Raw genomic sequence first — 14,471 nt, forward strand, 5'->3', positions numbered from 1 at the left:
TATGAAATTTGATAAACCAGCAGGAAAAAATGCAATCGATCAGCTTAAAGTGGTTGGTAAACCGATTGATAGAATAGATGGGCCACTAAAAACAACAGGCCGTGCAACTTACGCCTATGAACATCAAATAGCTGAGACAAAACCGGCATATGGATATATTGTTGGCGCAGGTATTGCAAAGGGACGAATTGAGGCTATTCATCAAACGGCAGCAAAATCACTTCCTGGTGTCATCGGAGTTATCACCGCTTCGAATGCCGGGCCGCTTAAAACCGGACGATTTTATGCAGATAGACTCTTAGCAGGTCCGGATGTTGATCATTACCATCAGGCAATTGCAATAGTGGTAGCCGAATCCTTTGAGCAGGCCCGTGCAGGTGCTGCTTTACTTAGGGTCGATTATGTCAAGTCCAAAGGTTCCTTTGATTTAAAGAAAGCAGGAGCTTCGGCAACAATACTGAACCCGGGCCGACCTTCAACAGCAGCTACAGCAGAAGTTAGTAGTTTTGAAGACGGTTTTAAATCTGCGCCTTTCAAGCTTGATGAAATCTATACTACTCCTGATCAATCTCACGCGATGATGGAACCTCATGCAACCATTGCCAAATGGGATGGGGAAAAACTTACCTGTTGGTGCTCCATCCAGCAAATTAACTGGGGCGTTCGCGATCTGGCTAATATTTTGGGCATTGACCCAAAAAACATCCGTTTGATTTCTGCTTTTATTGGTGGAGGATTTGGCGGAAAGGGTACCGTGCTTTCAGATATCGTGGCAGCATCACTTGCTGCAAGGCTTACCGGACGAACAGTCAAAATCACCTTGCAAAGGACATTGATGTTCAATAATACCATTCACCGACCTGCCACCATTCAAAGATTGAGGATCGGAGCAGATGCTGATGGTACCATAACATCCATTGGACATGAAAGCCTTTCGGGCAATATTCCCCGAGGGTTTGCGGAATATACAACTACATCCACAAGAACACTATACGCCGGCAAGAACAGGATGACACAACTTAAACTGGCATTGCTCAACCTGCCTGAGGGAGCTGCTATGCGTGCCCCAGGCGAGGCATCGGGTATGATGGCTCTTGAAATCGCTATGGATGAAATGGCTGCAAAGCTCAAGATGGATCCGGTAGAGTTCAGGATTAAAAATGATACACAAGTTCATCCAGAAAATCCAAAGCGCACGTTTTCAACCCGGTTACTGGTTGAGTGCCTGCAAACAGGGGCAAAAAAGTTTAAATGGGAAAGCCGCAGCAAGCAGCCACGCGGTAAAGAGGAAGGAGACTGGCTGCTGGGAATGGGTGTGGCTTCCGCTGTGCGGGGTGCACCGATTATGAAATGCGCTGCCAGAGTTCGTCTTAGTAATAAAGGAATCGTTACAGTAGAAACCGATATGACTGATATTGGTACCGGTAGTTATACCATCATTGCACAAACGGCAGCAGAAATGATGGGCATTGAAATTAATAAGGTGGTTGTTAAATTAGGCGATTCCAGTTTGCCGGAGTCGCCAGGCTCAGCGGGCCAGTGGGGCGCTGCTTCCTCCACTTCGGGAGTTTATGCTGCCTGCGTTAAACTTCGGGAAAAGGTCGAGCAGATGTTCGGATTCGAACCGGGAACGGCAGAGTTCTCCGATGGAAAAGTCAGCGTGAAGAATAAGAAGTATTCTTTATCGAAAGCTGCTGATTCCGGGGAGCTCATATCTGAGGATGAAATGACTTACGGCGAACTCTCCAGAGAGTTTGCTCAGGATACTTTTGGTGCCCACTTTGTAGAAGTTGCCGTTAATAAATACAGCTGCGAGATCAGGGTAAGGCGGATGTTGGCAGTTTGCCACGCAGGAAGAATTTTAAACCCTAAAACCGCCCGAAGTCAGGTGATAGGTGCGATGACCATGGGTGTGGGTGCCGCATTGATGGAAGAGCTTGTAGTTGATACTAATGTTGGCTTTTTTGTGAACCATGACTTAGCCGGATATGAGGTTCCCGTACATGCTGACATTCCTCATCAGGATGTTATTCTACTTGAAGACCTTGATCCGACGATGTCGCCTATGAAAGCCAAGGGCATCGGTGAACTGGGCTTGGTAGGCGTTGCTGCTGCAATTGCAAATGCGGTTTATAATGCTACAGGAGTGAGAATCAGAGAATACCCTATATCTTTACATAAAATTCTCGAATCAAGTTATAACTTGGAAGAAAACAATTAGTTGCAGACTTTAAAAAAAAACATGGTTTTTTGAGCATGATTCTCATAAATTCATTCCAATTCCAATCAGAATTTTAGTTTTTGATAATTCGAATTGTATTAAATAAAGGCTAAATGGAAGTTGAGTATTATTTGAAATAATGTGGAACTTTCAATTCCCGCTTCCTAAAATTATCTTAAAAAAAAATACAAATTTCATGTCAATGGCGTTGTTATATAAATGGTGGGTGTAACTTCCAATTAAATAGCAATCTACACAGTATTCGTGGATAGTCGCGAAAAAATGTAAAGCGTAAACGGATTTTCCGGTTTTACCTGATAATGGAATAATATTCTAGCTGATCAATGTTCGCAAATGAACCTAACCCATATGTTTATTTGGTATCTTAAATAGCGATTTATGGAGTTGAACGCTGATGCCCGGAAATTTAATATTTAGATAGTTACAGTATACCTTAACAATAGGGGTTGATACTAAAAAGTTCGAACCAATAAATTCAATCAAACTTATTTGTAAGTAACTAATATCTGATGTTTTAAGTTTAAAAATTAAGAGGCATACTTCTTAGATGCCTCTTAATTGCCATTATGGTAGAGTCAATCCGCGGAAGTTCGACCCTCTTCGAACATTGTGAAGCAGTTGTTAATTTTGAAAAAACTTTAAAAAATAAGATTGAAGGGCAGTATCGAAGAAAGAAAAGTTATGAAAAAACTTACAAGTAAACTAAGGGAAAAATGGTCAGCTAAGGGATTCTGTTCTTCTGTCAAGTCCAAAACGATTATCGTATAGAATACCTAAACAATTTTCCTTGCTCGCATTGTCATCGTAAGTTTGTATAAATAGGTTTTGAGAATTGCTGTCAGAATATAATTTTGTTCAGCATAAAAGATCCAGCAAAGAGAAGGAATAAGACTTTTACTTGTCATTGGCCAATAAGGTCCTTCAGGATGTTAGTCCCCTTCTCTTTCTTTATCCTAAACTTGAACAGTTCATTAGGCCTGGGAGCCTGTTTATACAATTGATAAGTTATGATAAAAAGCTGCTGTGATCCTCATCTATTTACAAATATGGTAACAGGCATCGATTGTTCAAAGGATTATTTTGACATTGCAGTTTTAAAAGACCAAAAAGTGGTTTTTGAGAAAAGATTTACTAACGACATTATTGGCTTTGGACAGGCTCTTGGGCATGTTCTTGGTAGTCATATTGCTATGGAAGCCACAGGCCCTTATTATTTTCAATTGGCGAGATTTTTCCATGAACAGGGGCAAAAAGTTTCAGTTGTCAATCCCCTGGTCGTACGCAGGTTTTCTCAAATGCAGCTTTCCAGAGCAAAAACAGATAAAAAAGATGCTGTTCTAATTGCGAAATTTACTGCTCTGACCCATCCGAAAGAATGGGTAATGCCCTCGAAAGATATATTGCACATCAGAAACCTGGAAAGCTATCTTGAGGGATTAAAGGCTCGTAGAGGAATGCTATACAATCAACTTCATGCTTTTGAAGCTGCAGCAACCATAGATGCCAGGCTTAATGAGGAGATAAAAACGGAACTTGGGCATTACGATAAAAAGATACTGAACAAGGAAAAGGAAATTGAAAACCTAATAGCAGAAAGCTACGCCGGATTATCACAAAATTTAAGGAGTATACCAGGTATAGGCCCCCGAAGTGCATCATTACTGATTATTTTGACCGATGGCTTCAAAATGTTTGAAAACCATAAAAGGCTAATATCTTACTTTGGTCTTGCGCCAAGGATATATGAGTCCGGAACCAGCGTAAAGGGCAAGAACCATATCTGTAAAATGGGAATGGGACAGGTACGCAAAGTACTGTATATGGCTGCAACAGCTGCAATAAGATGCAACAAAGCATGTAAAGAACTCTATGAGCGATTGAGGGTAAAGGGCAAGCCGCATAAAGTTGCTTTGATAGCGGCTGTAAATAAATTAATTAAGCAGAGCTTTGCAATTGCGAAAACAGGAAGGCAATATCAGTTACAACCTTCCTGAAGCGAAATATTATTTGGAAAAAATTTAATTATTATTTGGATTTAAACACAGTTCATCCTGAGCGCAGTCGACTTAAGTAGATTGACACTGCGGGTAATCAATATAACGAGTAAAGACGCAAAATTTAAACCATACTCAAGATCCCAGTTATTAATACTTATATTCTAGTAACTGGGATCTGTTTCCCCTAATTAAGGTTGATAGGGAAAAATGTTTTTTTAGAATAAAATATTTTGCGCTAGCTCTACTGATGGAAAAATATCTGTGGTAATCATCTCCTAACCAAAACAATCGTTACTAAAAGCAAGGGTTCTCAGAATAAAAATAATGGCACTATGTTTACCACGAATTTCATGTTGCAAACATTAACGAATTTTATTGATCTATAACGTTTTATGTTAAAAATTAGCTTTTTTTCAAAAGGAGATTAATTACAGCCGAAGGCTTATTTAAAGTCTATCAAATGTTTGACATTTTAAACTGTTTTAAATAATGTTGACGGCTTTTAATTCAAAAATTGGTCTTTGAATTGATTCGGTGAAGTACCCACTTCTTTTTTGAACAGGCGAGAAAAATAAGTGGTGTTCTCAAAACCAAGTAGATGCGAGATCTCCGAGACATTCAGATCGCCTTCAGCCAATAGGTTTTTCGCTTCTCCTATCAGAAAAAGATGGATCAGTTCCAGTGCCGTTTTACCTGTTTCTCCCTTCAACAGATCGGTTAGGTAACGGGGAGATATATGCAGTTTTTCTGCCATTAGCGCAACAGTGGGAAGGCCAGTTTCCTTGGTTTCCCGCTCCTGGAAATTAGCCGTAAGCAGCTCCTGGAACTTTGTAAGTGTTGACCCTGATAGTTGCGAACGATTTATAAATTGCCTTTTATAAAAACGCTGTGCATATTTGAGCATGGCGTCAAGATGGCTGATAATGATGGCCTTGCTCAGCTCGTCGGTATTGTTGTTATATTCTTTTTCTATGCTGAAGTAGAGGTTCCAGATGATGTCTTCCTCTGCGGGTGAAAGGTGCAAGGCCTCATTCACCTCATAATCGAAATAGCCGTATTTTTTAATTTCATGGTAAAGGCTGGTTCCGGGCAGGAAGTCTTCGTGGATCATGATCAGAAAGCCTTTCTCTTCCAATTCGACATTTTTAAAGGAAACTTTCTGGCGGGGCCTTACAAAAGACATCGAGCCACGGTCGTGGTCATATTTTGTTTTTCCATACTGCATACTGCCAGCTCTTAGCTTTTTAAACCCTATAACGTAAAATTCCGGGGAAAATTCGATTATACTGTTGCCATCACAAGCTTCCCGCTCACCGTAGGCCACGCTAAAAAGTGGATGTTCCGGAGGTTTTACGCCAAGCGCTTCGTGCAGCTCGCTAATTTTTTTGAAATGATCCATATCTAGCTTTCATAAAAGCAGGATTCGGTAAATCCAAACCCTGCAAAGTTAAACTTCTGTTAGCCATGGGCTGCGACAGAAACATCCTGCCATGATTCCCATGTCTTTAAGCGCTCTTCGTAAGTATATTTTACCCAAGGTAATGTTGTTTTGCCCAATAACAGCCTTAACGGGGGATTATCCGTATCCACCAGTTTTAGGATCGCTCCAACGGTTGCCGTAGGTTTGCCCGAATCCTGTTCTGTGGCATGCTTATAAAAGTCCATCCTGATGTCATCGTAAGCAGCTGTTGGCTCGCTTGATGCAAGGGAATTGGTGCCGAAGAAATCCGTTGAGAAACCACCCGGTTCCAGTATGGTTACCTTAATGCCAAAACCGCCCACTTCGCCAGCCAGCGTTTCTGTAAGGCCTTCGATTGCGAACTTTGATGCACTGTACAAGCCCATCAAGGATACCGTATTAAGGCCAAGCGCACTCGAAAGCTGAATGATGTGCCCCGATTTCTGCTCCCGCATGATCGGCAAGACCGCCTGCATGGTCCATAACGAACCCAGTACATTTGTTTCAAATTGTTTCCTGACATCCTGCTCGCTCAACTCTTCTACAGCTCCTACATGTCCGAAGCCAGCGTTATTTATCAGTACGTCTATGCGGCCAAAGTGTGCCTTTGCAGTTTGCATCGATTCAAAGCTCATCTCTTTATCGGTTACATCAAGTTCCAGGACCAATAGATTTGATGGAAATTCCTTTATAAGGTCTTCCAGTGCATAGGGATTACGGACAGCTGCAACTACGTTGTCTCCGCGTTTTAGGAACGCTTCTGTCCAGATACTGCCAAATCCGCGGGATGCGCCTGTTATAAAAATTGTCTTTGCCATTATGTTATATTTTAGTAATTGATAATGACAAAGTTCGGTCAATCATTCAGTGCTATAGTGATACAAAAGTAGGCAATAATGGAACGTTTTTACGTTGCCTTTACGTTATGAAAGGCTTTTTATTCTCAAATTCTACGGAATATTTCCTTTTAGGAACCATTCATTGGGAGTATACTCTGCAAGCTTTAAACACGCGGACCGGTTCCATATTGGTCAGGTGCACCAAGATGTTCTCGGAGGGTTTTGCCTTCATATTCCTGATGAAATAATCCCCGTTTTTGCAGGATCGGGACCACTTCATTTACAAAAGCGTCTATTCCATCTGAATCAACATCGGGTGAGATCCAGAATCCATCAGCTGCCCCGGCCTCAAACCATGACTGCATGTGGTCTGCTGCCTCAACGCCTGGGCCTACGATCACAGGATGATAGTCTATCACGCCATGGGCAAGGATATCACGTAAACTCCAGCCTTCTTTCGCAATTTTTAGCGCATGTGATGATCGCGGGTCGTATCGTGAAGGGCGTGCAAGGTCTAATTTCGCCTTTGGGATTGGTTCATTTATATGATTAATAGCCAGAGGTATTCCCAGCATTTGTTGCAGGTAGGCAATCCTTTGTGGAAACAGATGTTCGGTCATCTGAATACGACGATCGAGTGCTGTGCGCCTATCCTTGGCAATCGTGGTCATCAAGCCTGGAATGTATTTGATCTCGTCGGCATCGCGTCCATAACGTTCTGCCGCAACCCTGAACGCATTGCGTTGTGCCTTCGCGTCTTCAATTGTAAAAGCGGAGCCAATCACGGCGCTAGCAAACCGCCCGGCCAGTTCATGCGCATTTGGACTGCCGCCGGCGTGGAATATAATCGGCTGTCCCTGCTCTGAGGGTGGGATATAAAGAGGGCCCCTTGAGCCTGCAAACTTTCCCTGTAGATTAATTGGCGCAATCTGGTCTTTGTGTGCAAATATTCCTGTTTCCTGGTTGTGCACCCAAGCTTCTTTTCCCCAACTGCCCCAAAGTGCCTGGATGATCTGAATGACCTCATGGGCACGGCCGTATCGTTCCTCGCTCGATGGGATACTTTTTCCGTAATTAGCCGCAACATCATCGCCACTTGAAGTGATTGCGTTCCAACCCGCCCTGCCGTGGCTCATGATATCCAGCGCCTTAAACTGCCTTGCTAAGTTGAAAGGTTCATTAAAGGTGGTCGAGCCAGTGGCAACCAGCCCAATATATTCCGTTTCCCTCGCAACTGCGGCCAGGGTCATCATTACATCGAGGTTGAAGTTGGGCGATTCGGTACCAATATCGGCCATGATCGCTCCCGGACCATCCGGCAGGAATATAAACTGGAACTTTCCACGCTCTGCCGCCTGGGCTTGTTTTACCCTTGCATCAAAACTCGTATAACTTTTGGGGTCAACTCCAGGCATACGCCATGCGCCGGGCTGGGAACCATATCCGTTTCCCAGGTGCAGGCCAATCAGCATCTGTCTTTCCATATTAAAATTTTATCTGTTTTTTATTTTTGGGGACCTAAGTTGCGTTTGACCCTTACATGTACAACGTACGGTTAAGACGAAGGATGAAATCCCAGTCGGCATTTTTATTGGAGATGCCATTCATCCGTTCTGTGATGATCTGAACCGAAAAATCCCTGCGTTTGGGCAAACGCTCTTTTTCTGCGGTATCAATCACTTTTGATAATTCCTCTATGGTAAGATCGGTACAGTATGCAGGTGCTCCTGGTTGCTGCCTCCAGGAATTTTCTAGGCAGCCTGTGTAAAAGGCATCGAATCCGGTATCCTCTACCAACCGCTTGGTAATCTCCCGATCAATTTCGCGGTCGGCGGCTATGGGAATGGCAATACGGCCTGGTTCTCCGGCAGGTCTGCCATTTGCGGCAAGAGAATATGCCAGGACTGCATTCCATGCTTTGGCAATGGGACGTCCGAGCTGTTCTTGAACCCATAGACTTTCAACTTGACCTGCTTCTAGACGCTCAATTCTGCTGTCGCGTGCAGGTATGTAGTTAGAGGTATCGATTACTGTTACACTTTGCTGCACCTCTGCAAATAGCGGTGCAACCTTAGTGATCTGGTCTAAGGGAGTAGACAAAATGATTACATCCTTATCCTGTGCTGCCTGTTGCGCCGTTACTGCCACAGCTCCGGTGGCAAGGACTTCTTTATCCATATTCTCCGGCGACCTGGAATTTGCTACCGTCACCTCATGTCCGGCTTTTGCCAGCTTTAGCGCCAATGTCTTCCCGATGTATCCTGTACCTATTATTCCAATTTTCATACACTTAAATTTAAATAAAGTCGTGATGCAAAGTTAGTCGCGAATGGCTATACTTTATATAGTGCTTTCCCAAAGGAAAGTAAGATAATTGATGCCTCTAGGAATTAAGCCCACATTTATCGGTAACAAATGTTCTGTGGTTTACTCCCCAATCTTTCAGTGAATATATGATTGGGGTTAAGGTATCGGCATAACTTTCCAGAGTATATAGAATCTTAACAGGGTAGTCGCCCACAACAGAGCGTTTTAAAAGTCTATGTTGTTCGAGTTCCCTGAGTTCCTTGGCCAACACCTTTGGAGTTATTCCGGGGATGCTTTGCTGTATGTCCGTAAATCGGTCGTTGCCCACACCAACCGAGATAATGATCGGAAGTTTCCATTTACCGCTGATCACATCGAGTGCATCCCTAACTGGTTTAATTGTATTCAAACAATCACAGTGTTCCTTTTTTTTAGCCATTGTCTTTGTATTATTTCACTTTCCTTTGGGAAAGTAGTATACAAAGGAAAGCAATATCTGATAACTTTGCAATAGTTATTTAATTGGCTGATTGCTATTGTTAGTGAAGCGATCTATTTATTGACTACCAAAAAATATCATATGAAAAGACTCGAAGGAAAGGTGGCCATCATTACAGGTGCCGCAAGGGGAATGGGCGAGGCCCATGCACGATTGTTCGCCCAGGAAGGGGCCAAGCTGATACTGAGCGACGTACTGGAACAAGAAGGAAAACTGCTCGCTGATGAGCTTGGAGAGAACGTCATATTCCTAAAGCATGATGTGACCAACCAGGAACAGTGGGAAGAAGTACTTAAGGTTGCAGAGGAAAAATTTGGACCGGTAACCGTTCTTGTGAACAATGCCGGCATTACGGGAGCCTTTGCCAATGTTGCCGAACTGGACTATCAGGAATATAAAAAAGTTATGGCCATCAATGCAGATGGGACATTCCTGGGCATGAAAACCGTAATCCCTTCCATGCTGAAAGCTGGGAAAGGCTCGATCGTAAATATCTCTTCGGTCTCAGGACTGCAGGTGGCGCCCGGCTCACCCAATGCAGCTTATGTGGGTAGCAAGTTTGCCGTAACAGGCCTTACAAAAATGGCTGCACTGGAATATGCAACCAGAAACATTCGTGTTAACTCGGTGCATCCTGGCGGGGTAAGGACAAATATTGTTCCTGATATAAGTGTTTTTGATGATCCGAAGCTGCTTGAGCCCACACCGATGGGGCGGTTTGCCGAGCCAGTAGAAATTTCCCATCTGGTATTGTTTCTGGCATCGGATGAGGCATCTTACCTGACAGCTGCCGAATATAAGGTAGATGGTGGCATGACGGCCAAGTAATGTGATTATATGAGAAGTTAAAAGATAAGAAATGAAGATAGGAATAATCGGTGCTGGCCTAATTGGCCAGATACTGGCCAAAAAGTTTAGTGCCTGTGGGCACCAGCTCAAGCTAGCCGACCGTAAAGGAAAAGTAGCAATTCAGGCTGTGGCCGATCCAGCAGGAGCAGAGGCCGTAGAGGTAGGCGAAGTTGTTCAGGATATTGATGTCCTGATCGTATCAATCCCCTTGGTCAATATACCAGACCTTGTTGAAACCCTTAAAGGGAAAATAGCTTCCTCAACAATCATAGTGGAGACCACTAATTACTGGCCACACCGGGATGGGAATATTGAGGCTATTGATAAAGGCATGGTTAACAGTGTCTGGGTGCAGCAACAGTTTGGAAGACCTGTTATCAAGGCATTCGGTAATATCGCTGCCTATAGCATGGCTACAGAAGGCAAGGCCTCGGGAACTGCCGGCAGGATCGCCCTGGCTGTTTCGGGCGACGTTCAACAGGCTGTTGATGTGGTGAGGGGATTGGTGGATGAAGCCGGGTTTGATGCGCTGGATGCCGGACAACTCGAAGATTCCTGGCGTCAGCAAGCTTGTGGCCCTGCGTACTGTACAGACCTGACCTTAACGGAACTTATAGATGCACGCAAAAAGGCAAAGAAAGAGGAGCTGAGAGAAAATCAGGAACGGGCCTTTGGAAAGATGAAGGAACTTGACGACAGCTATTTCAATAACGTAGTGCTGGGCAATTATCCTGATGGCTTTGTAGACCACGCAGTTGATATTAACCGGGCAATCAACCAGCTTCCGCCAAGAAAAAACAACAATAAGATCTATAGTATAATTGAAGAAAAATCACATTTAAATATCAAAAAATGAAAATAGGAATTATAGGAACAGGTGCCATTGGAGGCACAATAGCAAAAAAGATGGTGGCAGCAGGGCATCAGGTTTCGGTAAGCAATTCGGGCGAATTCGATGAACTGGAAAAGAAGGCAAGTGAACTCGGAGCATCGGCTGCAACAGTAGGTGATCTAGTTAAGGATGTGGATGTAGTCATATTATCGGTACCCACCATAGCCATTCCGAGACTGCCAAAAAACTTGTTTGACCAGGTGCCAAAAGATACCATTGTAGTGGATACTTCCAACTACTATCCCTTCCGGGATGCTGACATTGATGAAATCAAGAAAGGTAAGGTAGAGAGCGTATGGGTTGCCGAACAAATCGGCCGTCCAGTAGTTAAGGCGTTCAATAATCTGCTGGCAGAAACCCTGGTGGCGAAAGGAAGACCGGAAGGCGCACCAGATCGTATTGCGATGGCGATTTCAGGCGATGAGGTAAAGGACAAAGCAATTATATCCAGGCTCGTAAATGAAGCAGGCTTTGATGTTGTTGATGCCGGTGATCTGGAAAACTCATGGAGGCATCAGCCAGGAACTCCGGCCTATTGCACAGAATTAAATGCAGGGGAGCTTGAACGGGCACTCCAGGACGGCATAAGGGCAGTAGCGCCTCAGATCAGGGACTCGGTGATTAAATTATTTTCGGAACGCACCAGTCAGCCCTCGCATGAGGAGATAGTTGAATATAATCGTTCGCTATTCCCTAAAAATCCAAAAACAAGTTAACAACCGCTGTCCTTCCATTGTCTAGAGACAGAACTTTCAAAAGATATAAATACGAATTAATCTCAATAGCCGTCACCTTGCACTATTGAGATTTTTCTTTTCTAGCTGTGACCACGTTCGTATAGGCCTCTCCCATGATAAGGTGGATTTTTGCGCAAAATAGCAAGCATTCATACTATACTGCTTAATTTAGTTTAATTCGAGTTGATTTTGTTCCGGAAAGGAACTTAGATGTAAGGTAAAATGCCAACAGGTGATTGATGACGGTGCTGAAACTAATTTGTCTCGTTACTACAAACAACGGTTTCCTATAATAATGGTCAGACGTTAAAATGTTTCAAAATTGTCTACTTCTGTATCATAAAAGCTGTCGGTTATTAACGGAAATTTGTCTTATACTATTCAGCCTGGCAGGATGTTGCTGTGGCGGAACATGGTTAAAAAAAACAACAGCAGCGGAACCTCGATTTACCAAATCCAGATTTAAATTGTAACAATATGAAGCATTTCAAAAAAATAAGCGAACTGTATGAAGTTCTTGGGTTCAAGCCGCCTGAAGACCCTCTTTTCAGTGTGGCTTACGGTGATAGTTGCACCGGCATCAGCGACCTCGAATTTACTTCGGCATTTTATATTATTGGATTCAAAAAGCTAAAATCAGGGATAATCCGCTACGGAAAAACCAAGTATGACCATGACCTTGGCGCTATGTCGTTCATCAAGCCGCAACAGAGAGTACTGTTCAAAAATACCGAACTAAAGGAAAAGGGGTTTATGATCATTATCCACGAGGACTACTTACCTGGAACTTCGCTCTATAGTGAGATTAAAAAGTACGGCTATTTCGACTACGAGGTCAATGAGGCACTGCATCTTTCACCAACCGAAGAAAGTATCATCTGGAACCTGTATTTCGCGATAGAAAAGGAGTATAACAATAATACGGACGAACATAGCAAAATGATCATCATCAGTCATATTGATTCGATACTGAAATATGCGCAGCGTTTTTATAAACGACAGTTTATTAACCGGACAGCATTAAGTGGGGCAACAGTTACCAGGTTCAACGCTTTGCTCGCAGCAGATCTCGAAGAAAGAAAATTGAAGCATACCGGGCTGCCTAGTGTGGCTTCACTGGCGGAAAAGATGCATATTTCGCCCCGTTATTTAACCGACCTGCTCAAAGAGGAAACGGGTAAAACCACTTTGGAACTTATCCACCTTTTTTTAATTGCTGAGGCAAAGAATATGCTTACGGCGGGTGATATGAACATATCAGAGATTTCCTTGGCGCTTGGTTTTGAGAATCTTACCTACTTCTCGCGTCTGTTTAAAAAAGAGGTAGGCAGTACTCCCAACAAATTCAGGGATAACTTATTGAATTAGGACATCCTGGTCTAGGTTCAGCTCAACCGTATCAACAGGTCGAACACCTTTTCAAAGATGATCAACTCCCAAAATAAAGGCCTCCATCTTTAGGTAACAGATGGAGAGGCCTAGGCCTCTGGCTTGCTAAATTTTGTGACAACTCCCAAAATAAAGGCCTCCATCTTTAGGTAACAGATGGAGAGGCCTAGGCCTCTGGCTTGCTAAATTTTGTGACTGGACCAAGGAAATTCTAACAGTACAGAACAAAAAACTTAAAATTAAAAAAAATAAAAATGTTAAATACTTAAATTATGAAAATAGGAATTATTGGAACAGGTGTTATGGGTAGCACACTGGTAGAAAAATTGTCGCAAGCAGGGAATCAGGTTAAGGTAACCAACACCCAGGATTTCGCTGAGCTCAGCAAAATTGCAGAAAGTTTGGGAGCAAAGGCTGCAACACTTGAAGACGTGGTTAAAGATGTGGAGGCCATTATTTTNAACTCCCAAAATAAAGGCCTCCATCTTTAGGTAACAGATGGAGAGGCCTAGGCCTCTGGCTTGCTAAATTTTGTGACTGGACCAAGGAAATTCTAACAGTACCGAACAAAAAATAAAAAACTTAAAATTAAAAAAAATGAAAACGTTAAATACTTAAATTATGAAAATAGGAATTATTGGAACAGGTGTTATGGGTAGCACACTGGTAGAAAAATTGTCGCAAGCGGGGAACCAGGTCAAAGTAACCAATACCCAGGATTTCGCTGAGCTCAGCAAAATTGCAGAAAGTTTGGGAGCAAAGGCTGCAACACTTGAAGACGTGGTTAAAGATGTGGAGGCCATTATTTTATCCATTCCCTTCAGCGGCTATAAAGACCTGCCGAAAAGTTTGTTTCAGGATGTGCCCGAAGAGGTTGTCATTATGGATACCTCTAATAATTCTCCTTTACGTGATGGCGNACCCAGGATTTCGCTGAGCTCAGCAAAATTGCAGAAAGTTTGGGAGCAAAGGCTGCAACACTTGAAGACGTGGTTAAAGATGTGGAGGCCATTATTTTATCCATTCCCTTCAGCGGATATAAAGACCTGCCGAAAAGTTTGTTTCAGGATGTGCCCGAAGAGGTTGTCATTATGGATACCTCTAATAATTCTCCTTTACGTGATGGCGMGCTTGAGGGCTTGGCAGGAAAAACGGAAAGTGAATATATTTCCGAGTTATTGGGAAGGCCGGTTGTGAAAGTTTTTAATATGTTACTGGGATACACGCTCAAGCATAACGGTAAAGCTGCCGGGGAAAAAGG

The 14,471-nt window shown here is 43.2% G+C and carries 13 protein-coding genes and 1 pseudogene; 9 read left to right on the plus strand and 5 right to left on the minus strand.

Annotated features, from left to right (window positions below):
- The first annotated feature begins 1 nt into the window (after position 1).
- Entirely contained in the window at positions 2-2,221 is a 2,220-nt protein-coding gene (gene paoC / locus ASF92_RS19740) for an aldehyde oxidoreductase molybdenum-binding subunit PaoC (protein ID WP_056097465.1), read from the plus strand.
- A 1,067-nt stretch (positions 2,222-3,288) separates the two neighbouring features.
- Positions 3,289-4,236, plus strand: a complete 948-nt coding sequence (locus ASF92_RS19745; RefSeq protein ID WP_056097466.1) for an IS110 family transposase — start codon at positions 3,289-3,291, stop codon at positions 4,234-4,236.
- Positions 4,237-4,741: 505 nt separating this feature from the next.
- On the opposite strand, the gene ASF92_RS19750 is transcribed toward ASF92_RS19745, so the two are convergent.
- From ASF92_RS19750 to ASF92_RS19770, 5 genes are all read right to left on the minus strand, one after another.
- Positions 4,742-5,638, minus strand: a complete 897-nt coding sequence (locus ASF92_RS19750; protein ID WP_055909734.1) for an AraC family transcriptional regulator — start codon at positions 5,636-5,638, stop codon at positions 4,742-4,744.
- A gap of 59 nt (positions 5,639-5,697) precedes the next feature.
- Positions 5,698-6,516, minus strand: coding sequence for an SDR family NAD(P)-dependent oxidoreductase (locus ASF92_RS19755; protein WP_055909737.1), 819 nt, complete (start codon positions 6,514-6,516; stop codon positions 5,698-5,700).
- A gap of 185 nt (positions 6,517-6,701) precedes the next feature.
- The gene (locus ASF92_RS19760) at positions 6,702-8,021 is read right to left on the minus strand and encodes an NtaA/DmoA family FMN-dependent monooxygenase (protein WP_056097467.1); all 1,320 of its coding nucleotides are present in this window, start codon (positions 8,019-8,021) and stop codon (positions 6,702-6,704) included.
- Between the two features lie 52 nt (positions 8,022-8,073).
- Positions 8,074-8,823 carry an NADPH-dependent F420 reductase gene (locus ASF92_RS19765; RefSeq protein WP_056097468.1) on the minus strand — a complete coding sequence of 250 codons (750 nt, stop codon included), beginning with the start codon at positions 8,821-8,823 and terminating at the stop codon, positions 8,074-8,076.
- Positions 8,824-8,920: 97 nt separating this feature from the next.
- Positions 8,921-9,283, minus strand: a complete 363-nt coding sequence (locus ASF92_RS19770; RefSeq protein ID WP_055909743.1) for a helix-turn-helix domain-containing protein — start codon at positions 9,281-9,283, stop codon at positions 8,921-8,923.
- Between the two features lie 141 nt (positions 9,284-9,424).
- On the opposite strand from ASF92_RS19770, the gene ASF92_RS19775 reads away from it, so the two are divergent.
- The 7 genes and pseudogenes from ASF92_RS19775 to ASF92_RS21650 form a co-directional block, all read left to right on the plus strand.
- Positions 9,425-10,171: a glucose 1-dehydrogenase gene (locus ASF92_RS19775; RefSeq protein ID WP_055909744.1), complete on the plus strand. Its 747-nt coding sequence runs from the start codon at positions 9,425-9,427 to the stop codon at positions 10,169-10,171.
- A 31-nt stretch (positions 10,172-10,202) separates the two neighbouring features.
- Positions 10,203-11,048, plus strand: coding sequence for an NADPH-dependent F420 reductase (locus ASF92_RS19780; protein WP_056097469.1), 846 nt, complete (start codon positions 10,203-10,205; stop codon positions 11,046-11,048).
- The gene (locus ASF92_RS19785) at positions 11,045-11,800 is read left to right on the plus strand and encodes an NADPH-dependent F420 reductase (protein WP_055909757.1); all 756 of its coding nucleotides are present in this window, start codon (positions 11,045-11,047) and stop codon (positions 11,798-11,800) included. The genes ASF92_RS19780 and ASF92_RS19785 overlap by 4 nt, the downstream gene beginning before the upstream one ends.
- A gap of 498 nt (positions 11,801-12,298) precedes the next feature.
- The gene (locus ASF92_RS19790; protein ID WP_055909760.1) at positions 12,299-13,189 is read left to right on the plus strand and encodes an AraC family transcriptional regulator; all 891 of its coding nucleotides are present in this window, start codon (positions 12,299-12,301) and stop codon (positions 13,187-13,189) included.
- 293 nt (positions 13,190-13,482) lie between these two features.
- The coding region (locus ASF92_RS21640) for an NAD(P)-binding domain-containing protein (protein ID WP_369817125.1) at positions 13,483-13,670 on the plus strand (188 nt) is incomplete at its 3' end.
- Between the two features lie 161 nt (positions 13,671-13,831).
- On the plus strand, positions 13,832-14,129 hold a 298-nt coding region (locus ASF92_RS21645; protein ID WP_369817126.1), incomplete at its 3' end, for an NAD(P)-binding domain-containing protein.
- A 1-nt stretch (position 14,130) separates the two neighbouring features.
- Positions 14,131-14,471: pseudogene (locus ASF92_RS21650) on the plus strand (NAD(P)-binding domain-containing protein); the annotation flags it as partial.

It is taken from the genome of Pedobacter sp. Leaf176, assembly GCF_001424305.1.
GTDB lineage: Bacteria > Bacteroidota > Bacteroidia > Sphingobacteriales > Sphingobacteriaceae > Pedobacter.